The following is a 21,460-nucleotide window of genomic DNA, read 5'->3' as shown; positions in this document are numbered from 1 at the left end:
TTCAAAATTATTTGACAAACTCGATAGAACCAGGGGAAAATCAAGAAAATGGGTTTAGTTTTGTATTTTGTTTTTTAGTTACCGATAAAAGGAACTCGGCAAGCATGCCGTCGCAGTGCGCAAGATTGAGATAACTTCCTTCACTTTTCGCAACTCGTCTGGAAGAACCGGCAGCTCTCGCCGAACCGCGCACAAGAGTCTCCGTTAGCCGCGCCGCGGAGCCCCGGCGCAGCGAAGCGCGTCTTCGATTCTGCCCTCAACACCAGTCCCTTATGTTGCGAGACAAGCTGAGATCAAAAAAGAAACCCGGCCACCACTCGGGTGACCGGGTTCATAGTTTTTGCTTAGAGAACAGGCCTTAGCTCGGAAGTGAGCAAGGCGGGCACTCACAAGCAGGTGGTGGCTGCCTCCGTTAGACAACCCGCCGGCGGTCAACGGTTTGCACCACCCCACTGGCTTATATGATAATCGTTCAAAGAACCACCTCCTTTCTCACAAGTTTGCGGCGGCTAAGCGCCCTGCCAGAGGACACTCGGCGGCCAGTTAGGGCCCGTCGTGCTGCGGTCGCACGACCCATAGTTGCATTATAATCACGAAACCGGCCCGTCAAGCAATATCAATTGTCAGAGGCCAGTATTTTTGCTTAGCAACTAATTCCAGAGAGTCGCGCGACCCTACCAAGGTTCGTAGAAAATGGAAAAAACCCGAAAATGCCGGTCATTCAACTTCAGCAGTTTGGGGCTCAAGGCCCAAGGTATTCTCGAAGAACCCGAACCATTTAGTTTCATCGTTGGGGACACCTTTAATAACCCCCTTCTCTGAAACAAGAACCGGCAAGCCGGTTTCGAGTTTCTTCATTTCATCGACATGCTGCTTGACCCGGCGATTGGCATCAATCTCGAGTGATTTGTCGAGTAGTATCTCGTTTCCCACAAGTTCCATCGCCTTATTGCGTGCCTTGTAGACGGCAGGTGCTTTTTCGCCTTCCATTAAGTAGTTGTGAAACTCAGCGAACTTTGCCGGATTCAGCTTCCAGACACTGATGGCCAGTTTCGCGTAGTCGCACGCCGTGCGATGTAAGCTCTGATCCATCTTTACATGAGGATTGCAGTGGCGACTCAAAGGGACATGATAGATCGCGAAGCAGATATCCTCTCCATAGCGCTCGGCAGCTTGGTGAATATAAGGATGCATCTTTCGGCAATGAGGGCAGGTGTAGTCAAGCAGTTCGACCAAAACCTGCTCTGCGTGCGGATCGCCCAGCGTCGGCTCATTGGTGACTTCCACGCGTTTTCCCAACGATTGCAAAGTGAGATAACGCGGCTTGGACCTACCGGGAGACGTCGATCTAGTTTCGTCGGTCGTGGGAGCAGGAGATTTGGCTTCGGGAGTTTCACTATCGGAGTCCAATTCGACAGTGAACTCCGGCGTGTCCTCTGCTTCTTCTATGTCATCTTTCTGTTGTGCATCAACAAGTTTCGCATTGTCTACGTTGGCGACGAATTTCATAGTAGACGGTGCGAAAAGCAGTTGCCCCCCAATGAGGAAAAGCAAACCTACTACCGCAATTCCAGATGCAATCAAGGGTTGAAAGTTCGTGAGTCTTGTTGATTCAGTTGGTTCTGAAGCGTCGAAATCGACACCCAACAAGGATCGCATTTGATCGTAGTCTTGAACTGGAGCAGAATCGTTCAAAGCGAAATAGGCAACGATCGAGATCAGTAGCCCGCAGATATGCACGGAGAGACAATAGAAACAATAGTGCCCTATTAGGAGGAACTGTACTCCAAAGAACCAGACACCAGATCCAGCGGCAACAAGGGCCAATGCCATGAGACCCAATGCCGCCCAACTTCTGGGATGCAAGATACCTGGCCAGCAGAGTGTCAGAATCCCGGCATACACGAGTGAGCCAAATAGACTGACAGGAATTCCTAGCCACTTCGACCAGACACTGTCAAGCACTTCATCACAGCCTGCCAAGGAACTGCCCGAACAGCCAGCAATCGAGGACTGGTTCCAGGTAACCCATGTCAGATAGGATGAGATGCCAAGAGCAAACATCGCCAGGACGGTGACTATGACTGCCAGCGCCTTGCGATTGTTTGAAACGAAATTTGAAATGATAGAATGGTCGCTCACGCCGTTTCCCGCTTTTGGAGTGGAAGTCACTTAATCCTTAATTCTAGCACAATCCTTGGCCCCTAGAATCCTTGCGAGAAGCAGAATGGACGACGATCTGAGCTATATTTGTGGTAGTTGCGGGGAAGAAATTGTCATCCCGTTCGATCCTTCTCAAGGAACCAGGCAGGAGTATGTCGAGGATTGTCCCGTCTGCTGCCATCCCAATTTGATTCGGATCGAAGTTGAACCAGCGGGACACATTATCATTTCAAGTGAATTAGAATAGAAAAGCAGCAAGGTAAGATCTCGACTCCTAAACGATCACGGCCATTCCATCAGCATGTGAGAAACGAACCTATGTCTCAACCACTGACAGTATCACCTGGTACAAAGATTCATCTCAAAGATTTCGACGCCAGATTCGTCGCGGGAGATTGGAAAAAGAAATCTGCAGCCAAGCAGATCGAAGAAAACACGGCCATTAGCGGTGAACTCGCATATAAGTTGTATGCCGAGAATCAACGAGCCTTACTTTTGGTTCTTCAGGGAATGGACACCGCAGGAAAAGACGGCACGATTCGCACAGTAATGACGGGTATCAACCCTCAGAGCTGCCACATTACCTCATTCAAACAGCCCAGCCAAGCTGAACTCGACCACGACTTTCTTTGGCGAATTCACAAAGCGGTTCCACCAAGAGGTGAGATAGGTATCTTCAATCGCTCGCATTACGGAGATGTTTTGGTTGTACGTGTTCACAACTTGGTGCCAAAAGAGGAATGGAAGTCTCGCTACGAGCGGATCAATGAATTTGAACAATTGCTTGTTGAAGGCAAGGTGACTATCGTCAAGTGCTATCTGCATATTAGCAAGGAAGAGCAGCGAGAAAGATTGCAAGCACGACTGGACAATCCCAAGAAACGTTGGAAGTTTAGCATGGGAGATTTAGCGGAACGCAAATTGTGGGATGAGTATCAACGAGCTTATGAGGATGCGTTGACTTTGTGCAATACCAAGCACGCCCCCTGGCACATCGTTCCGTCTGACCGCAAGTGGTATCGCAACATGGTAGTGAGCGGCATCTTGCGTGAAGCACTGGAGAAAATGAATCCTCAAGTGCCACCAAGCGAACCTGGCTTGGATGGTATCGTTGTGGAATAGCTCAGGCTGATCGACTAGTTCTGGGTCGGACCGTTAGGCTTATTCCCATCGAGGTGGCGGCGCAAATAAGTAGCCCGTTCGATATTGCGAGCAGCTGAATCGAGATCGTTGCCCGCGAGTTTCTGTAAATGAGCAGGTTGGGTATGTACAAACAGTTTGTTGATAGTAGGAATCTGCAAATCACTGATAAGTCCCAGGTTCAGGCCCATCCGCACACTCGAAAGCAAGTGCATGGTTTCCTCTGAGCTAATTGTCTGGGCAGTGCGCAGAATGCCAAACGCCCGACTCACGCGATCGTGGAGGGTTTCGTGGCTCTCCCGGATCAAAAAGTCACGAGCCTGACGTTCGTAATCGATGAGGACAGGCACAATATCGGCAACTTTGGCGATCAATTCCTCTTCGGTCAGTCCCAAGGTGATTTGATTGCTGATTTGATAGAAGTCGCCCATCGCTTGGGAGCCTTCTCCATAGAGTCCCCGCACCGCCAGGCTGATCTTTTGTAAACTCTTGAATACTTTTTCGATCTGTCTGGTAATCACCAAGGCAGGTAGGTGGAGCATGACGCTCACGCGGATTCCTGTACCAACATTGGTGGGGCAAGCCGTGAGGTACCCCAGCCTGTCACTGAAGGCATAGACTACATGCTCTTCGATTAAGTCGTCCAAACGATTGACCTGTTCCCAGGCAGCCTGAAGGTTCAATCCGCTCTGCATGACTTGCAGGCGGACATGATCCTCTTCGTTGATCATGACGCTGTATCTTTCCTGGGGATCGATCACTACGGAACGAGCCCCAGTCGCATCTGCCAGCTCTCGGCTAATAAGCTGTCTTTCTACGAGAAACATTCGATCAAGTTGGTCTATGTCACCGACCTTGATGTACAACGTGTTCGGATCGAGTTTCTTCTCCTCGATTAATTTGGAAATCGTATCTTGCAAAATCTGTTCGATAGCAGCTCGATCAGCCTCTGTAGCCCGAGAGAGAAAGGGAAAGTCTGCTAGATTGCGGGCTAACCGAATACGACTGCTGATAACAATATCCGACTCTGGGCCAGCCCCACGTAGCCATTCGCCGCTCGCATTGGTCAGTTCGTTCAATTCCATTTTTTCTGGCTTCTCGTCAAGGATTGCTGCAACGGCTTAGGCACTAGGTTGAGCCGTCTCATATTTCAGTTCTGGCTAACCCAATTCTATCCAATTACTCTAAGCTTGTGAGGGGGAGATTGACGGGGGTGGCATATCAATCGCCGTAATTAGTCTGACTCTTCCTTTTCTCCACCGTTTTCAGGGGATTGTGCTTGAGTTTCGATGGCCCGAATTTCGTCTCTAATTTGGGACGCCCTCTCATAGTTTTCGGAAGAAATCGCCTCTTTCATTTCGCGCCGTAATCGAATGAGCTGGGTTTGTTGGTCCGCTCCCTTAGGGCATCTCTTGGGAACCTTCCCAATGTGATGAGTTTGATCATGGATGTTCATCAAAAGAGGCTCAAGTTCATCAGCGAAGAATTCATAATCATGGGGACAGCCGAGCCTCCCCTGCTTACGGAACTCGAGAAAAGTGATCGAACAAACTGGGCAACGCATCTGGTCGAGGCGCGCCAATTGATCGGCAGTTTCCCCAACGGCAAGATGCTGGGCCAATAGGCCTGCCATCGCCGGCATGACATCCGATGTATCTTCTTCGCTAGGAGTCAAGAAATTCTGCGCGCAATCTTCACACAGATGGAGTTCTTTTGGCTTACCATCAATCAGGTCGGTTATGTGAAACGTAGCTTGTCGATCGCACTTTTGGCACTTCAGCATAGTTCAACTCACGAATTGGCTTGTTAAAGGAGAATTCGGTATCAGATTCAGCCTCTGACTTGCAGTATACTCTCTTTTGGAATCATTCCAGAGTGTGCGCCTGGGGCAAGGTCGAACTTAGGAGAATCCTTGCGTGTCTGCCACCAGGTATGAGCATCGCCGCTCTCGGTGAGAGTCTGTCAGAGAATCCCCCTATTAAAGTATGGGGATTCTAGCTGTGTTACGGGTGGTGTCAAGAGAACCGTAGAACACCTAAGTACTTACCCATCAATTAGTTGGAGCCCTCCAGCCTCTCACAGAACGACAGTTGTGAGGGGTAGAGGCAACTGATAAGCTGGCTCTCAAATTGATCCATGTAAGGTTCTTGGCACCGTCTGTGAGGACATCTTGGCACGATGAGTTACGCACCTGGATTCGACCGCTTTTCTCAACTCGCTGCAAGCGCTGACTATGTCCCCGTATTTCGCAGGCTACTAAGTGACGCCTTAACACCCGTTCAGGCTTTTCAGCGGCTTGATTTGACTGATGCGGCATGTTTGTTCGAAAGTGTCATTGGTGGTGAAAAGGTGGGACGCTATTCCTTCGTAGCGAGCGATCCATTCAAGTGGATCAAGGCCTATGGGAAACAGGTTGCCATTGCTTCCCGAGGTGACAACTCGGCGGGCGAACCAGAGTGGGAAACGCAGGCCATCACTTCAGAGAATCCCTTTGAAGCTCTGCGAGAACACGTCGATGCCATGAGGGTTGCCCATCCGGAGCAGCTGCCACCGTTCATCGGGGGTGCCATTGGGTATGCAGGGTACGACACAGTGCGGTATGTAGAAGACCTACCTAACGCTCCTCAGGATGATCGTCAACTGCCCGACCTGTGGTTTGCTCTCTTTGATTCTTTGGTTGTGTTCGATCATGTGCAGAAAACGGTTATCGTACTCGCCTTGGCGGAGGTATCGAATAAAGATCCCGAGGCGCTTCGTCAAGCTTACGACAAGGCTGGAAAACGTGTTGACAAGATCGTTGAGCGGTTGGAATCCCAACAGGAATCGCTGCAACTTGCGGACATAAACTCCGACGGTGGAAGTTCACTCAATTGCTCCTCGAATTTCACTCAAAGTGAGTATGAAGATGCCGTGCGAAAATGCGTCGAATACATTCGCGCTGGAGACATTTTCCAGGTAGTCATCAGCCAGCGAATGGAAGCCGAATTTCAATCGCCTCCTTTCGAACTCTACCGAACGTTGCGTGTTGTGAATCCTAGTCCCTTCATGTTTTATCTGCGCACTCCCGAAGTAACACTCGTAGGAAGTTCTCCCGAAATCATGGTTCGTGTGGTCGATAACAAGGTGACCGTCCGACCCTTGGCGGGCACGAGAAAGCGAGGACAGGACGACGTTGAAGATCAGCGGCTAGGTGAAGAATTGCTGGCAGACCCCAAAGAGTGTGCCGAGCATGTAATGCTCGTCGATCTGGGCCGCAATGATGTGGGACGTGTGGCGAAGTTTGGTTCGGTCGAGATCTCCGACGTCATGGTGATCGAGCGCTACAGCCACGTGATGCACATCACGTCGAATGTAACGGGTCAGTTGCGAGAAGAATGCGATGCCTTTGATGCACTGGCTGCCTGCTTGCCGGCGGGCACGGTCTCTGGGGCTCCCAAGGTGCGAGCCATGGAAATCATCGACGAGATCGAGCCCACCCGTCGCGGTCCCTATGCCGGCGCAGTGGGATACATTGATTTCGCCGGCAACATGGATACCTGCATCGCGCTCCGCACCGTGGTGATTCACAATAACAAAGCCTACATCCAGGCAGGTGCGGGCATCGTCGCCGACAGTGTGCCGGAAACGGAGTACCAGGAAACACTCAACAAGGCACAGGGCTTGTTGAAAGCCATTGAGATTACTCAGCAGCGGTTAATGAATTAGTAATCTTCTCTCATCTGCACTAATCTTATGATCAAAGCGAGGCACCCCAGCCGCAATCAAGATAGGAAACAGGAGGAAACTGAGAGAACGGAGGGAGAGTGTAAAATCGCAACACTCATCCTCACCGATCGGAGCTAATTTAGTTAGAAAACATTAGTGCACTTCTCTCCTTTCGATTTTTCTCCGTTGCCTCGGTTTCCTCCTGTTCAATATTATTTGGTTGTAGTCAAAGGCCACGTGAACTTCGGCAAGCAGATAGATACTTATCCCGTGAAGCGTCCGCCGGACGATCGCAACTTGCGAAAAGTGAACGAACTTATCGCAATCCTGCGCACGGCGACGGCATGCTTACCGGGTTGCTTTTATCGGCAACTAAAAAACAAAATACAAAACTAAACCCATTTTCTTGATTTTCCCCTGGTTTTATTGAGTTTTTCAAATAATTTTGAAAACAAAATTCTTCTCCTTGGGGCAAAAAAGTGAAATCCAGCGAGCATTTGGCCGCCAAAAACCTACTGACGGATCTCTAGCGGCAACGCTGTGGATGCGCTCTCGGTTTCCGAGTCTCTGGCTCTAGACTCTCGTCTCTCAGCCCTCGACTCTTATTCTCAGTTGTCAAAGAACTCACAGTTCTTGCTGCGAACCCTATTATAAGGAATAGGTGACTGGAGGTTAGACACTGTTTTTGTGCCACTTTGGCAGTAGTTACTTAGATGCTCGGCGCTAGTCAGAAAGCGTGAACTACTTCTTCTTGAGTTTTAGTGTGCTTGCCAAGATGGAGAGCCGATTCCAGTATCCCCTCCCCGCTCGATAGCTCGCGACCCTCCCAGAGGGAGGGTATTCTAAAACATCCTCCCTCTGGGAGGGTCGGACTTTCAGGGCCGGGGAGGGAAAGAGTCGTTTCGGTATTGGGACAGATTCTTAACGTTTCTTCTTACGTTTGACCGCCCGCTTGGGCTTCCATTACTCTCCGCCGCTCGCTCTGCCGCGATGCGCTCCAGCAGAACGGAAGCCGGTTCGAATTCGCGGCCTTCGCGGCGGGCCAGGTCGGCTTCGGTTTCGACAAGCTCTCCGGCGAATGCCTTGGCAAGAACGGACTGGCCAATCTTTTCGGTTCGTCTAGTTCCAGTTGAGACTCGATCTTCAATCTCGATCGCATAATCCAACAAGAAGTCGACCCGACGCACAATTTCTCGTTGTTCATCTAAGGGTGCGAGCGGCAAGGGAATCCTGGCAATTGCTTTGGTATTAATGTTAGGTTGAGCGGAGGCTTGTGTACCGCCTACCAGTCGCTCTTGTCCTTGCGGCGACATTAGGAAGTTTAGAAGATACTTCGGGTCCGTCGTAGACGTTGTTAGGCGATATCGAATTAAGTAGGCACTTGCAATAGCTTCCCCTAATTCGGAGTCGAATAGAGCACACTTTCCTATCGTTGCACCAGTGCGTGTTACAAGCAAGTCATTCCGCTTCAAACAAAAGTGCGGCTTCGCTCGTTCTTCTATTTCAAGTCGTGGCGGATTGTCAAAGTCTATATTGCCTCGATAATCCATATCAGACGTCCGGATTGTCGGAACACCTTCAGAAACATACTCATCGGCACCAAAGCGAGGGCCGTAGAGCGACTGAGCAGACACTTCGTCGAATGAAACCCACATCCACGTCTCTGGAAGCTCGAATAGTGAATCTGTATCGATTTCAACTGCTGGCTTGTACTTGGACTTCCAGTTATTTGAACCTCCAGTTCTCCCTCCGGCAGCATACTTCGCCATTTCAGCCTCTTCCCATTTAGCTTGACGCTCATCTCGTGTTCGGCAAATGAGCTCATCTGCAGGCTCTACATTACCATGCTCCTCCCGCCAGTCGGCGGTGAGGCGGCCGGAGCAGGCGGCGGCGAGGACGGATTGGCGGAACTTCTTGAGGATGTCCGGCACGCGGCTGAGCCGCTCGCGGGCCTTGTTCACCCGCTCCAACAGGGCCTCGACCTTCGCCACGATTCGCTTTTGCTCGGCGAGGGGTGGAAGGTGAAGAGGCCAATCACGCACAATCTTGTTGGTCAAGTTCGGTTGTGTTCCACCTTGTCCGGCTTCGATTAGGGATTGTCGCTGCGAAAGCAGATAGTAGAAGAGATAAGAACGGTCAAAGTGCAGTTCGTCAACAATGCAATTCGCACAGGCTTGATTTGTTGCTGCTTCAATCTCAAGCAAACCGAGCTTGCCAATAGTCGCCCCATACAAGGCAATCGAGAGCGTGCCACTTGGAAGTATTTTTGCGGCAGAGTTCGCAAGTCCTTCTTGTGAAATGTATTCTTCGGTTGCGGTGATTCTCCCATCATTCAGATCGCCACTCTTTACCCAAGGGATTTTACCTCCGAAATACTCCGGGTTCTTACGGGAGGGAGTGCCGCCAGTTGCCCATTTACCAGCAGCTTCTATTTGGCAGGCTGCCCATCCTTCGGGCAAGGAACCGTCGCTGTTTTCTGACGAGGCCACTGTCTTATCTGTTGCAATGCTCATGAAGCTCAACCACCATTCTCCAGCAATGCCACGACGCCGTTCAGCTCCAGAATTGCGTTTTCGAGTTCCGATATCGCATCGGTTGCGAGCTGCTCGGGCGGCGGCAGGTCGTCGCTGTCGTCGAGGGATTCGTCCCGCAGCCACTTGAGGCTGTCGAGCTTGAAGTCGCGTTCCTTTACTTCGGCGATGCTGAACTTCCGCCAGCGGTCGTCCTTCGAGTCGCTTGCCTTGCGCTTTGCTCCGCCGTTGGGGTCCTTGCCGTAGCACTTCTCGAAAGCGGTGAAGTGTTCTTTGGTGAGCGGGCGGTCCTTCTTCGTGATGCCTGGGATGTTGGTGCGGTTGTCGTAAATCCAGACGGTTTCGGTCGGGTAGCCCTTGGTGAAGAAGACGACGTTCGTCTTGGTGCCGGGGCTGTATGGCGTGAACGTGCCGTTGGTGAGCCGCAGCACGGTGTGCAGGTCGCAGTCTTCGGTGATGAGCTTGAAAACTTCGCCCGCCTGATCGGCAAATAGGCAGTTGTCCGGCACCACAACCGCCGCTCGACCCCCCGGCTTGAGTGTGGTGAGCACATGCTGCAGGAAGTTGAGCTGCTTGTTGCTGGTGGTGATGGTGAAGTCGTCTCGCGTGGGGGCCTGATTCGCTCCGCGCGTGCCGAAGGGGGGATTGGTGAGGATGCAATCAAACCGCGTCCCCGGTGGCGGGTCGTAGATCGAGTCGCCCAGCGAGATGTGCGGCTCCAGGTTGTGCAGGTAAAGATTCATCAGGGCCAGCCTTCGCGGGCGGGCAACCAGGTCTTGGCCAAAATAGGTGTTGTTCTTGACTCGCTTCACGGTGGGCCGGTCGAGATCGGCCCCATTCTTGGTCTCGCCGAGGAGCCACTCGTATGCTGACACGATAAACTCCCCCGTGCCACAGGCGGGGTCGCAGATTTTGTAATCGGCGCTGGTGCGTGGGTCGGGTTTCATGCAGCGAACGATGGATTTGATTAAGAGCCGTGGCGTGAAGTATTGCCCCGCCCCTTTCTTACCTTCAGCGGCGGCTTTTTCGAGAAGCCCCTCAAAGGCATCAGCTTTCACGTTGACTTCGAGCGTGGTCCATTCGGTTTCGTCGATAGTGGTGAGCAGCTTTTTGAGATTCGCCGGCTTGTTGAACCGCGACTGAGCCCCGGAGAAGATGTCGCCCAGGAGCCCTTCCTGCTAACCAAGTGCCCGCAGGACATTGGCATAATAGTCGGTGAGGTCGGTGCCCGCTTTGGACGTGAGAGCAGGCCAAGCGCAGTCGAGCTTGACGCTCTTCTTCGGGTCGTCGACAGACCGCATTTTCACTTTGATGAGACCGATGCCCCGTTCGTCGGACATTTTCAGAAAGAGCAAATAGGTAATCTGCTCGATATAGTCGCCATAGTCGATGCCATCGTGGCGGAGAGTATGGCAGAAGCCCCAGAGTTTTTGGACAACGTCAGACAAGTTGGATTTCCTTTACTTAGTGATTGGGTGTTTGCCCTCCCCGGCCGCTACCGCGTCCGACCCTCCCAGAGGGAGGGTAATTATAAAACACCCTCCCTCTGGGAGGGTCGGCCTCTCAGGGCCGGGGAGGGTACAAGCCTGCTATCTAAACAAATTCATCGGCCCCTCCGGTGCACTTTCATGCACTATCCCTGCACCACGACGATCTCGGTGTTTGAAATCATACTGCTTACCTAAGTGCGATGCGATGGCCTGACCGACCGCCTGCACATCGTGTTCGACGTCCTTATCGGTAAATCGTAGGATTTGCCATCCGCACTCGCGCAAATAGGTTTCTCGATGCAAGTCGTTTTCACCTACAGCGTCGTGGTATCCGCCGTCAACTTCTATCACCAGTTGCTCAGCGACGCAGGCAAAATCTGCATAGTAGGGACCGATGGGATGTTGGCGACGGAACTTCAAGTTACACAACTGCCCACCCCGCAATAGTGACCAAAGAAGCGATTCGGATTTGGTTTGCTGCTGTCGCAGTGCATGGGCGCGTGTTGTTTTCTCAGATGAGTGGGGTTTTGGATTCATTGGTAGTCAAAGCGATTGTATGAGTGTAGAAGTGAATAGATACAAGTTTATCATTGCTGTTCGGCGAACCAAACCTTGCTGGAGCGCTGCCCAGATCCCTCCCCGGCCGCTACGGCGTCCGACCCTCCCGGGGGGAGGGTGTGTAAAATCAGGGAGGAAGACCGATATCTACACCCTCCCTCTGGGAGGGTCGGCCTCTCAGGGCCGGGGAGGGCTTCGTCAAGCTGCAATCGCTTCGTTCAGTTCCAAAAGTAAATCGTCAAGCTTCCCTTCAAACACCCGATTCGCCTGTACCCAACCGCCTGACTGTTCAAAGACCGGCATCAGCAAAAAATCTTCCTGATCAATCGTCAAGCTTGTCACCAAGTGATCATGGATGCGGTCGAGCCACTGCTGTTGTTGATCAGTAAACGTCTTCTTCGCTGTCAGCTTCGCAAACGCTCGGTCGATCCGTTCTTCCGCCGTCAGTAGTGGTTGGGCCTCATCCGCTGCGTGCTTGACCATCGATATGATTTCTACCAGGGCCTTATGATAGTGCATCTCGTGGGCCCGTTGTAGGTTCTCCAGAGTGAATCGCTCCGGTGCGGTTGACAGCTTATCTTTGAGTTCGGTCAGTGCAGCGGTGTTCCAGTCGCGGGGGCGGTCCAACAGAATGCCAATCGCTGCGACTTTCTCGGTGTTTTCGTCTACGAATTTCTGAAAGGCCGCCAGATAGTCTGCCGGTTTGTATTCATTCCCCTTGCCGTCGCGGATGAGGTATTCGCTCGTGACGATGTCCTCGTGCTCCGGTGCCCGGATGAATAGCTTCTTTTGGCGGGGATAGTTTTCCAAGAGGTCTTGAAAATCCGACTTACGCAAGAGCTTCATCGTCTCGACAAAGTCCTCCTTGAGTTTGCGCGGCAAGGCGCAGGCGTATTTGCCGACGTCCCCATCGGCGATGCCGAAGGCCGCGAACTGCTCCCTGGCGGAGGCGTCCATGTTTTTCTCAATCCGCTGGAGTCGCTTCACGAGACAGCGGATGTTGTACTCGCGGTCGCGATTGCTCCAGATGTCGTCGATGATCTGCCGGATGGTGCGGGCGGGCATGTCGGGTGGTTCAGCGGTAATGCCGGTGGCATTGCGGAAGTATTCGAGCAAGGTGCCATCAAAGCAGTCGAAGACCAAGAAGTGTGACTTGTCGGGATGATGTTCCCCTTTACGCGTGCCACGGCCCATCATCTGCTCGAAGAGAATGCGGGACTTCACCGGTCGCAGGAAGACGATGAACTCCAGATCGGGAATATCGACGCCGGTGGTGAGCAGATCGACTGTCACAACGATGCCGGGTTTCTGGCGATTGCGGAACTCGCGAATCTGTTGCAAGGGTCGATCGACGCGACCGGTGATTTTGCGGACGAATGCATCGCCTCGCCCAAAGACCTCGCGGCAAATTTCTACAAGCTGATCGGCGTGGGACATGTGCGGAATGTCGTTGGCAGCGAAGATGAGTGTTTTGGGAAAGCGGCCGGTCGCTTGCTCGTGTTCGTCGGCGTACTTTTTTAGTTCTTCGGCAATCTTGCGATTGGAGTCGGGTGAGGTGACTTTGCGCTCGACCTCGGTGCTCTCGAATTGCCGTTCATCTTCGAGGCTGTCTCGGGTCTCTGCTCCGCTGTCGGGGTCGACGATATCGACTTCTTCACCTTCGTTGAGGAAGATGCCATTCATTCGCACATCGGAGCGGACCTTCACAGCGTTGTAGTCGACCAAATATCCATCCCGAACGGCGTCTTCATAGGGGTAGCGAAAGACAATGTTCTTGAAGTACGCCTTGGTATGGGCGGCAGGGGTGGCAGTGAGGCCGATGCGGGTGGCGTCGAAATGATTGAGGGTGTCTCGCCAGACCGAGACCTCGCCCGTGGTGTAACCTCGATGACACTCGTCGGCGATGATCAAGTCGAAGGCGTGAATCGGTATCTTGAGTTGTTCGGCATCTTCGTCGATTTCTTCGTCCGACGTGGTTTGAAAGACCGCCTGCCTGCCGAACAAGTTGATGGTCATCCGCTGGATGGTGCAGACATAAACGAAGGCATGGCCGGGGGTGGGATTCACGAGGTAGTCTTTCGGCAAGACTTTGGGATCGAATTTCTCTTCTTCGTCGAAATCACCCATTTGAAAGCTCTGGCTGTAGACCTCGTAGATTTGGTCGAACTTGAGGCCCGGTTCAGCCTCAAACGAGGCAAAGGCCCGCACGGTTTGTGCTGCTAGTGCACGGCGATCTACCAGAAACAGAATACGTTTGGCTGTGCCTGATTTCATGAGCCGATAGATTTGATTCACGCTCATATAGGTCTTGCCGGTTCCGGTCGCCATGGCGACGAGCATTTGCCGGGTTCGATTGGCGAGTGCCTGCTCGATCGCATCATTGGCCCGGAGCAGACAGGCCCGGATCGATTGATTCTGAGGAAGCCCGCGCAATCGCTCGTGAGCTTCGTCGAGATCCGTGGCAAGTAGTTCGGTGAGAGCGGCTGGGGTGTAGAAGTCGACGATCTTGCGGGAGAGTTCCAACTCGTGCCGCACGTCGTGGAAGTAGATCACCTCGCCATTGGATGAGAAGAGGAACGGGACGCGGAAGCCACGATAGTTGAAGGGGCTCGCAGAAATGCCCTTGGCATAGCGTTCCGCCTGTTGCAGGACGCCTTGAGGGCCGAGGGCAACCTTCTTTGCTTCGATCACGCCTAGCAATTGGCCATTAACTACCAGGGCATAGTCGACCGGTCCTTTGTCGGTAGGAAACTCTTCGATGGCGTGATGCGAGTACTCGGCGAGGTCCTTCCCTTCTTGGAATGGCACAATCTCCCAGCCCAACGTCTTAAGCTTGGGGTCAATCCGCTTCTTACGGGTTAGGCGTTCGGATTCGCGAGAAGAGTTGGGCAAACTTGGCTTCCTTCGAGGTTAGAAAGATAGTAATCGCGTGTGCTTAACGAGTTATTCCTGTTTTTATGGTTCTGCCATTATAATCTGGGGAGGTGCGAAAGGGGTAGGTGGAACGGAGGAGGGAATTCGAAACATGCACATGGTGTTATGAGTTGGTAGTGACGGCGACGGCAACGACTTTCTCGCATGGCAGTGTAATCCGAGCGTCGGTAACTTGTCTGATTGGCAAGCACTGTATGGTGCGGTTTCCCGGTTGCTCACGAAAGGAAATTATTACTCGGAGAGTGGTGGTACTGTGGGAGGGCTTGATGATGGGCTACTAGAGCAATTGTTTGGGTAACGGGGCTGGTATGACTGGCGCAAGTTGCCGCTTCCCCCTCCCCGCTCGATAGCTCGCGACCCTCCCGAGGGAGGGTTTTGGGGAATTTCTCCAATGAGCTCTAATCAATCAAGGTGAATCGCTTGACCCAAGTTTCCCCACTGCTGTCTCGGCTTGCAGTTGCGCGATCATATCCTCGGTCGCAGCTTCCACAGCCCCTTGCCAGCGAGAATCTCCAAAGCTGTCTTTGTATTCAGGGCGCTGATGAGCGAAGATGATTCCTCGCGAATTGTTGATCATGGCACCTAAGCCTTGTGCGTCGAATGCGGCGGCCGTATCTTTTGCGGTTCCTCCCTGGCTTCCATAGCCGGGGACTAAGAACCAGGTGTTGGGCATTGCCGCGCGAAGTTCGGCAAGCTGATCTGGGTAGGTTGCACCTACCACGGCGCCCACGCTTCCGTACCCACCCTGCCCTGTTGCACCAGCGGATTGATCGGCAACGTATTGGGCAACGGTTCGATACAAGGGCTGGCCATCGATCAATTGATCCTGCAGCATGCCTCCACCCGGGTTGGAGGTCTTTACCAAGACGAAGAGTCCGGCACCGCGTTCTACGGCCACATCTACGAAAGGCTGCAAACTATCGGCACCGAGGTAGGGGCTGATGGTAAGTGCATCGGCTCCCCAGACGCTACTTCGACCAAGGTATCCGCGGGCATAGGCCTCGGCAGTGGAGCCAATGTCGTTTCGTTTGCCATCAAGAATTACTAAGAGCCCCTTGTCCCGCGCATAGGCCATGACGTTGGCCAGGGCCAACATGCCTGCCGGTCCACATTCTTCGAAGAAGGCCGCTTGAGGTTTCACCGCAGGAACCAATGGTGCTACTACGTCAACCACCTCACGACAGAACTCTTCGTACGCAATTGCTTGCGATTCGGTATCCGAAGCTCGATTTTGTCTGAAACTTGCCGGTAAACTTTCCCAACGTGGATCAAGCCCCACGACGACAGGGTTTCTGCAGCGCCGAACTGCGACAGCCAATTCCTCTCCGAAATGATTCAAAACTTCACCTTTCTCGATGGCTTTCTTGAGTCAAAACTACTGCACGGCACGATGGAACAGTCGGCAAGCAACTTAAGTGGGAACTACACGGCCAAATAAGAGTGTTATCCACGACTTTCCGTTTGAGATATCAGCTTGCATCTGAGTGGTTAGCCAATTTATGATAGTGGATTAGCCACGTTATCTTATCTGAAAGATCCAGGATTCTATTCATGATATCTATTCTGCACCGACTTTCCAGGAGCATTACGCACCTGCTCGTCTTTTCTTTGATGGCACTGCTAGGTTGTAGCGATTCGGCAGATGAACGTCCACAATTTGCATTTGTTACCAATGGAGTAGCGAGCTTCTGGAATATTGCAGCCGCGGGAAGTAAGGCAGCTGCCAAAGAGGCCGGTGTAGCGGTTACGGTTGTCATGCCAGATGGGCTAACAGACCAGACCCGAAAGCTCGAAGATTTGATTACCAGAGGCATCGATGGAATTGCGGTCAGCCCGATTAATTCTGCGAATCAGACTGACATACTAAACAAGGCGGCCGAAGCAACTATTCTGATAACGCAAGACTCTGATGCGCCCGAGAGCAATCGACTGGCATACATAGGGATGGACAATTACGCGGCCGGATTGATGTGTGGAAGACTCGTTCGAGAGGCGCTTCCTGAGGGGGGCGAGGTGATGCTTTTCATTGGCCGACTCGATCAAGACAATGCGCAACTTCGACGCCAAGGGTGTATTGACGCTATCGTGGGTCGAGAACCAGATTCTACTCGCCGCGATCCTCCTGGAGCGAGTGTTCTTAGCGAAGACGGGAAGTACAACATTCTGGGAACGCTCACCGACCGCTTCGATCGGGCAAAGGCAAAAGCCAATGTCGAGGATGCTATAACTCGGTATCCAAACATCTCGGCGATGGTTGGGTTATTCGTTTACAATCCTCCAGCAATTCTTGAGGCATTGGAACGAACGGATATGCTCGGGAAAGTTCAGGTAATTGGTTTTGACGAGGACGAGTCCACTCTTCAAGCTATTCAGGACGGCAACGCCATAGGGACCGTGGTTCAAGACCCGTATAAGTACGGCTATGAATCGATACGCTTATTGGTTGGCTTGAATAGCGGAGAGGAATCAAATCTCCCTGCAGACCGCTTTGTCGACGTTCCGCCTCGTACTATCAAAAAGGAGAATCTCGAAACATTTTGGAAAAATATGAAGCAGCTTTTAGAGGACAAATAGGTTAGACGAACCACGTATTTCATGGAAAAATCGCCACCTAGTTCGATTCTAGAAGCCCAAGATGTAAGTAAGGTCTATGGGGGCGTCCAGGCACTGGATAATGTGTCGTTATCTCTCCAATCAGGCGAAATCCTGGCAGTAGTAGGGGAGAATGGCGCTGGTAAGAGCACCTTAATGAAAATCCTGGCAGGAGTGGTCCAGCCCTCATCTGGAACAATTCTTATCGAAGGAAAACCGACCCGGTTAGCCGATGTCACCCAAGCTCTTGACTGCGGCATTGCTTTAATTCATCAAGAATTGAATCTGGCTCCTAACTTGGATGTTGGAGCGAATATTTGTCTTGGTCGGGAACCTAGCAAGTTTGGTTTTGTAGACCGTAAATCTGTAACTGGTCGGGCTCAATTGCACCTTGCGCGGCTTGGACTTCACCTCCCTCCTTCGACACGTCTGGATTCGCTTAGCATTGGGATGCAACAGCTCGTCGAAATTGCTAAGGCACTCAGTGTTGACGCTAAGATTCTAATTCTGGATGAGCCGACATCTTCATTGTCACAGCAGGAAGCAGAGCAATTGTTCGTGGTCTTGCGTCAACTCCGCTCGAAGGGTGTTGGCATTTGTTATATCTCGCATAGACTCAATGAAGTGACTGATTTGGCCGACCGAGTGGTTGTTCTGCGTGACGGAAAATGCGTTGGCGAGCTTTCACACTCGGAGATTGACCGGGAGCGTATCGTCCAAATGATGGTTGGCCGCGATATTTCGCAATTCTATCAACGAAAGCCACACACTGCTGGAGCCAAGGCGATTGATGTTAAGTCATTGCGAACAGCTCGCTATCCTAATGTGGCTCTGGACTTTGCGGTTCGAGCAGGCGAGATTGTGGGACTTGCTGGGTTGGTCGGGGCTGGTCGAACGGAACTCTTGACCACCCTTTTTGGTATTACACCCCAAGTTGACGGCGAGATTTTCCTCGAAGGCGAGTCGTATTCACCGAAGAACGCTTCCGATGCTATCAGCTCTGGAGTGGTACTTGCCCCAGAGGATCGGCGGCTAAGCGGGTTGCATCTACAAAAAGGAGTCCGTTGGAATCTTTCGCTAGCTTCACTCAGTCAGGCGCTAAGTCGATGTGGATTCATCCGACGGCAAGCCGAGACTGAACTATGCAAGAAGGTGATCAGTGACTATGGAATCAAGACGGCGGGCCTTGAGTCGCAGGTCGGTCACATGTCGGGAGGAAATCAACAAAAGGTAGTGCTTGGCAAATGGCTGGCGAGAGAACCTCGGTTGCTTCTTTTGGATGAACCGACGCGCGGAATCGACGTTGGCAGCAAGTCAGAAATCTATGGCTTGATGCACGACTTGGCAGGAAAAGGGGTAGCGATTCTCTTTGCCTCAAGCGACATGGAAGAAATCGTGGGCCTTTCCGATCGCGTGCTTGTGATGCACCAAGGACAGATTGCTGGGGAATTAAAGCGCGAGGACTTTAACGAAGAAGCTATCATGCGATTGGCAGTGGGAAGTTCAACAAAACAGCTTGCTGCAGAGTCGGCTTGAATACAACCTGGAGCAATCTTGTATGAACTTTAGACGATTCAATCCATTAGCCAGTCTGGAAGGCTCCAAATTACTGGGAATATCGTCCTTGTTGTTTGCGATCTGTCTCTTTACGGCAGTGTCGAGCAACCGATTTTTGCTTGTGGGTAATTTGGAGAATATTGTTCATCGTACTGCACTTTTTGGAATTCTCAGTATCGGCGCAGCGTTCGTGATTATCACCGGAGGTATCGATCTCTCGATCGGATCGGTCGTATGTCTGACAGGAGTCTTGCTACCCTACTTGCTTACCGAGTGTCATTGGTCAGTGCCGATGGCATCGCTTGCAGTTCTGGGGATTGCGTCCGCAATTGGTGTGTTTCATGGATTCATGATTACCAAGATGCGATTGCAACCGTTTGTTGTCACCTTGTGTGGGTTGCTTCTTTACCGCGGAATTGCTCGTGGGATAACGGGCGATCAATCACAAGGATTCGGTGTAGCGTACAAGGGCCTGCGCGTATTAGCCACCGGTCATCTGACGTTCTTTGAGGGACAGGCTTACGAATTTCGCTTACCGGCAACAACTTTGATTCTGATCGCCATAGCAGTGATTGCGTCAGTTGTGCTTAACCGTACGGTGTTTGGCCGCTATTTATTTGCCGTCGGTGGCAATCCGGAGGCTGCCAAATACAGCGGAGTCAATGTAGATCGAGTCACGTCCTTAGCCTACCTGATCTGCTCAATTCTTGCCGGATTGGGTGGAGTCTTGTTCGTGTTAGATATTAATGCCGCACAGCCAAGCGATTTCGGAAACTTTTACGAACTCTATGCGATTGCTGCAGCCGTTTTGGGTGGATGTTCCCTACGCGGAGGCGAAGGAAACATACTGGGGGTTGTCTTAGGTGCTGCGGTGATGGTCGTCTTGAGCAACGCCATTAACTTGGTTTTTCCCGAATACCAAAATATCGAATTCGCGATTATCGGGGGAGTTATTCTTGCCGGAGTGACGGCCGATGTAGTTCTACGCCGTCTGCTTGCCTCTCGGAATTAAGCCAATGCACACAGGAAAAAGCAAAAGGTTGCTTGCAAATAGCTCCAGATTTCGTGGAGGGATGATCCATTCTAGATTCCTTTACCCAAAAACTATTTGGACTATACTAGTCCCATACAAAGCAATTAGAATTGAGCAATGTTCGGGCCGTGGCGCAGTCTGGTAGCGCGTTTGACTGGGGGTATGCTTGATTTTCTGTCCAGGTGAGACCTAAAGTCCTTACCAGTAAACAGCTTACGAGAAGTCTCTTCTTTTCCATCGCTTCTGTTTTAACCACGTTTTTCAGTGGAAAAAATTCTCATCCGTGTCATCATCCGTGTCACGCCTCAGCGTGAGCCGGAAGGATTACTCAGGTACTTTTTGCCTTGCCGACCTAGCAAGAACTTGTGGAGGGAAAACTCGGAAACGAGCCTGCTTCCTAGCTCACTTTCTCCACCTCGCTGAACTTGATGCTTGAACAAACTTCGGACCATAAGAACTGGACATGGAGTAGCCGCCGCTTCTGTGGAATAGGCATTTCTAACTTGTCGACCCTCCTGAGGCACCCCGACTAGCTACCCTCTTTCTGAGACCTACCAGAGGTTGCCGTCTTGTGCTCTCTATTCTATCCACGTTAAAAGCCGGTGGTAATTCAAACATGCTTGGCGTAGGGCATCTGATCGCTCACTCTGAATAAGACCGTACCTGAAGTGGATGCGGCGTTGCCGCAGCGACTTTTTTGGCGTATGGGAGGGATAACTCAACACCAAGAATAAGGCGGGGACAGCAACCGCTGCCATTCACTTCTCATCACCCGCCATAAAGATCACCGTCAGCGTCACTCCCCGTGCTACCACAAACAGAGTCGGAAGTGAGATCGCTCCCGTGTAAATGGCAGTCGAAAATCAGAGCGCCTGGCGGTCGAAAAGTTTAGCGCTAGGTTGGTAGCGGGGATTGTAACTGGCCCTCCCGCTTGGGCCAAGTAGTTTACTCCTGAGACTTCTTTCGGCGCCGCTGCTGGGCATCCTTGAGACGATAACTTTCGCCAGTGGTTTCGATGATCTGGCAGCGGTGGGTCAGCCGATCGAGCGCAGCGCCCGTGAGCCGCTCACTGCCAAGGACTTCGGTCCAGCTTTCGAATGGCAAGTTGGTGGTCACGATCAGGCTCTGCCGCTCGTAGGCGGTGGCGATAATGTCGAACAACAGTTCGGCCCCCACCTTGCTGGCTGGCACGTAGCCCAGCTCATCAAGGATCAACAAGTGCTGCTTGGCCAGTTGTGAACGCAAGCGAAGCAGCGACTTTTCATCCCGAGCCTCGATCAGCGTGGTGATCAATTCGGTAACGCGAAAGAAACGGACCTTCTGTCCCGCCAGGCAGGCGGCCATGCCGAGTGCCGTGGCCAAATGAGTCTTCCCGGTACCACTGGCACCGACCAGGATGAGATTCTCCCGCTTTTGAAGGTATTCCCCTTTCACGAGCTCCAGTACCAGCGGCTTGTTGACGGAGGGCTGCGCTCCAAAGTCAAACTCATCGAGCGTCTTGTGGGCCGGAAAGCTTGCGGCTTTGAGTCTCCGCTCCGCAGCCCGCCGCTCCCGGTCGACCAGTTCCAGCTCACACAAGGAGAGTAGGAATGCCAAATAATCGAGGTTCTCCTGCGCACTGCGGGCCGCTATCTTCTCACACTCACTGTGCATGTTCGGTAACTTCAATTGTTTGAGGTGATGTTTTACCAGCACGGTACTCTTGGTTTCGGTCATCGCACGTCCTCCGCCAATAGCGCCTGGTAGGCCGAGACATA

The 21,460-nt window shown here is 52.1% G+C and carries 17 protein-coding genes; 7 read left to right on the top strand and 10 right to left on the bottom strand.

Annotated features, from left to right (window positions below):
* Positions 1-717: 717 nt before the first annotated feature.
* Positions 718-2,142: a vitamin K epoxide reductase family protein gene (locus Pr1d_RS00100; protein ID WP_148071599.1), complete on the bottom strand. Its 1,425-nt coding sequence runs from the start codon at positions 2,140-2,142 to the stop codon at positions 718-720.
* Positions 2,143-2,227: 85 nt separating this feature from the next.
* On the opposite strand from Pr1d_RS00100, the gene Pr1d_RS00095 reads away from it, so the two are divergent.
* Both Pr1d_RS00095 and Pr1d_RS00090 read left to right on the top strand, forming a co-directional pair.
* Positions 2,228-2,410: a CPXCG motif-containing cysteine-rich protein gene (locus Pr1d_RS00095; protein ID WP_148071598.1), complete on the top strand. Its 183-nt coding sequence runs from the start codon at positions 2,228-2,230 to the stop codon at positions 2,408-2,410.
* Positions 2,411-2,481: 71 nt separating this feature from the next.
* Positions 2,482-3,285 carry a polyphosphate kinase 2 family protein gene (locus Pr1d_RS00090; RefSeq protein ID WP_148071597.1) on the top strand — a complete coding sequence of 268 codons (804 nt, stop codon included), beginning with the start codon at positions 2,482-2,484 and terminating at the stop codon, positions 3,283-3,285.
* A gap of 14 nt (positions 3,286-3,299) precedes the next feature.
* Here the strand turns inward: Pr1d_RS00090 and Pr1d_RS00085 are convergent, their stop codons facing one another.
* Together Pr1d_RS00085 and Pr1d_RS26440 are read right to left on the bottom strand one after the other, a co-directional pair.
* A complete protein-coding gene (locus Pr1d_RS00085; protein ID WP_148071596.1) occupies positions 3,300-4,388 on the bottom strand; it encodes a protein arginine kinase in 1,089 nt (362 codons plus the stop codon).
* A 149-nt stretch (positions 4,389-4,537) separates the two neighbouring features.
* On the bottom strand, positions 4,538-4,759 hold the full coding sequence (locus Pr1d_RS26440) for a UvrB/UvrC motif-containing protein (RefSeq protein ID WP_261343819.1): 222 nt from the start codon (positions 4,757-4,759) through the stop codon (positions 4,538-4,540).
* Between Pr1d_RS26440 and Pr1d_RS26175 the strand changes: the two genes are divergently transcribed.
* Both Pr1d_RS26175 and trpE read left to right on the top strand, forming a co-directional pair.
* Positions 4,748-4,927, top strand: a complete 180-nt coding sequence (locus Pr1d_RS26175; protein ID WP_238476744.1) for a hypothetical protein — start codon at positions 4,748-4,750, stop codon at positions 4,925-4,927. The genes Pr1d_RS26440 and Pr1d_RS26175 overlap by 12 nt on opposite strands.
* A 554-nt stretch (positions 4,928-5,481) precedes the next feature.
* Positions 5,482-7,008, top strand: a complete 1,527-nt coding sequence (gene trpE / locus Pr1d_RS00075; RefSeq protein WP_148071595.1) for an anthranilate synthase component I — start codon at positions 5,482-5,484, stop codon at positions 7,006-7,008.
* Positions 7,009-7,883: 875 nt separating this feature from the next.
* Here trpE and Pr1d_RS00070 read toward each other — a convergent pair.
* From Pr1d_RS00070 to pyrF, 6 genes are all read right to left on the bottom strand, one after another.
* Positions 7,884-9,521 carry a restriction endonuclease subunit S gene (locus Pr1d_RS00070; RefSeq protein ID WP_148071594.1) on the bottom strand — a complete coding sequence of 546 codons (1,638 nt, stop codon included), beginning with the start codon at positions 9,519-9,521 and terminating at the stop codon, positions 7,884-7,886.
* Positions 9,522-9,526: 5 nt separating this feature from the next.
* Positions 9,527-10,597, bottom strand: coding sequence for an HsdM family class I SAM-dependent methyltransferase (locus Pr1d_RS00065; RefSeq protein WP_210417840.1), 1,071 nt, complete (start codon positions 10,595-10,597; stop codon positions 9,527-9,529).
* 120 nt (positions 10,598-10,717) lie between these two features.
* Positions 10,718-10,987 carry a type I restriction-modification system subunit M N-terminal domain-containing protein gene (locus Pr1d_RS25945; RefSeq protein ID WP_210417839.1) on the bottom strand — a complete coding sequence of 90 codons (270 nt, stop codon included), beginning with the start codon at positions 10,985-10,987 and terminating at the stop codon, positions 10,718-10,720.
* A gap of 141 nt (positions 10,988-11,128) precedes the next feature.
* Complete coding sequence (locus Pr1d_RS00060; protein WP_148071593.1) at positions 11,129-11,566, bottom strand: endonuclease domain-containing protein; 438 nt, start codon at positions 11,564-11,566, stop codon at positions 11,129-11,131.
* A gap of 219 nt (positions 11,567-11,785) precedes the next feature.
* A complete protein-coding gene (locus Pr1d_RS00055; RefSeq protein WP_148071592.1) occupies positions 11,786-14,479 on the bottom strand; it encodes a type I restriction endonuclease subunit R in 2,694 nt (897 codons plus the stop codon).
* A gap of 448 nt (positions 14,480-14,927) precedes the next feature.
* Positions 14,928-15,860 carry an orotidine-5'-phosphate decarboxylase gene (gene pyrF, locus Pr1d_RS00050; RefSeq protein ID WP_148071591.1) on the bottom strand — a complete coding sequence of 311 codons (933 nt, stop codon included), beginning with the start codon at positions 15,858-15,860 and terminating at the stop codon, positions 14,928-14,930.
* Positions 15,861-16,072: 212 nt separating this feature from the next.
* Here pyrF and Pr1d_RS00045 point away from each other — a divergent pair, with 212 nt between their 5' ends.
* The 3 genes from Pr1d_RS00045 to Pr1d_RS00035 are packed head-to-tail and all read left to right on the top strand — an operon-like array spanning position 16,073 to position 19,682.
* On the top strand, positions 16,073-17,095 hold the full coding sequence (locus Pr1d_RS00045; protein WP_148071590.1) for a sugar-binding protein: 1,023 nt from the start codon (positions 16,073-16,075) through the stop codon (positions 17,093-17,095).
* Between the two features lie 21 nt (positions 17,096-17,116).
* Complete coding sequence (locus Pr1d_RS00040; RefSeq protein ID WP_148071589.1) at positions 17,117-18,649, top strand: sugar ABC transporter ATP-binding protein; 1,533 nt, start codon at positions 17,117-17,119, stop codon at positions 18,647-18,649.
* 22 nt (positions 18,650-18,671) lie between these two features.
* Positions 18,672-19,682 (top strand): ABC transporter permease, encoded by a 1,011-nt coding sequence (locus tag Pr1d_RS00035; RefSeq protein ID WP_148071588.1) that lies wholly within the window; start codon positions 18,672-18,674, stop codon positions 19,680-19,682.
* 966 nt (positions 19,683-20,648) lie between these two features.
* Here the strand turns inward: Pr1d_RS00035 and istB are convergent.
* Positions 20,649-21,460: IS21-like element helper ATPase IstB (gene istB / locus Pr1d_RS00030; protein ID WP_315853100.1), on the bottom strand; the 812-nt coding region annotated here is incomplete at its 5' end.

This window comes from Bythopirellula goksoeyrii, from assembly GCF_008065115.1.
Taxonomy (GTDB): Bacteria; Planctomycetota; Planctomycetia; order Pirellulales; family Lacipirellulaceae; genus Bythopirellula; species Bythopirellula goksoeyrii.
This window is presented reverse-complemented; position numbering and strand designations above follow the sequence as displayed.

Bases quoted from the DNA above. Each gene is read 5' to 3' on its own strand.
- Pr1d_RS00090 (WP_148071597.1), top strand. From the start codon at position 2,482: ATGTCTCAACCACTGACAGTATCACCTGGTACAAAGATTCATCTCAAA.
- Pr1d_RS00035 (WP_148071588.1), top strand. From the start codon at position 18,672: ATGAACTTTAGACGATTCAATCCATTAGCCAGTCTGGAAGGCTCCAAA.
- Pr1d_RS00070 (WP_148071594.1), bottom strand. From the start codon at position 9,521: ATGAGCATTGCAACAGATAAGACAGTGGCCTCGTCAGAAAACAGCGAC.
- Pr1d_RS00095 (WP_148071598.1), top strand. From the start codon at position 2,228: ATGGACGACGATCTGAGCTATATTTGTGGTAGTTGCGGGGAAGAAATT.
- Pr1d_RS26175 (WP_238476744.1), top strand. From the start codon at position 4,748: ATGGATGTTCATCAAAAGAGGCTCAAGTTCATCAGCGAAGAATTCATA.
- Pr1d_RS00085 (WP_148071596.1), bottom strand. From the start codon at position 4,388: ATGGAATTGAACGAACTGACCAATGCGAGCGGCGAATGGCTACGTGGG.
- Pr1d_RS00045 (WP_148071590.1), top strand. From the start codon at position 16,073: ATGATATCTATTCTGCACCGACTTTCCAGGAGCATTACGCACCTGCTC.
- trpE (WP_148071595.1), top strand. From the start codon at position 5,482: ATGAGTTACGCACCTGGATTCGACCGCTTTTCTCAACTCGCTGCAAGC.
- Pr1d_RS00060 (WP_148071593.1), bottom strand. From the start codon at position 11,566: ATGAATCCAAAACCCCACTCATCTGAGAAAACAACACGCGCCCATGCA.
- Pr1d_RS26440 (WP_261343819.1), bottom strand. From the start codon at position 4,759: ATGAACATCCATGATCAAACTCATCACATTGGGAAGGTTCCCAAGAGA.
- Pr1d_RS00040 (WP_148071589.1), top strand. From the start codon at position 17,117: ATGGAAAAATCGCCACCTAGTTCGATTCTAGAAGCCCAAGATGTAAGT.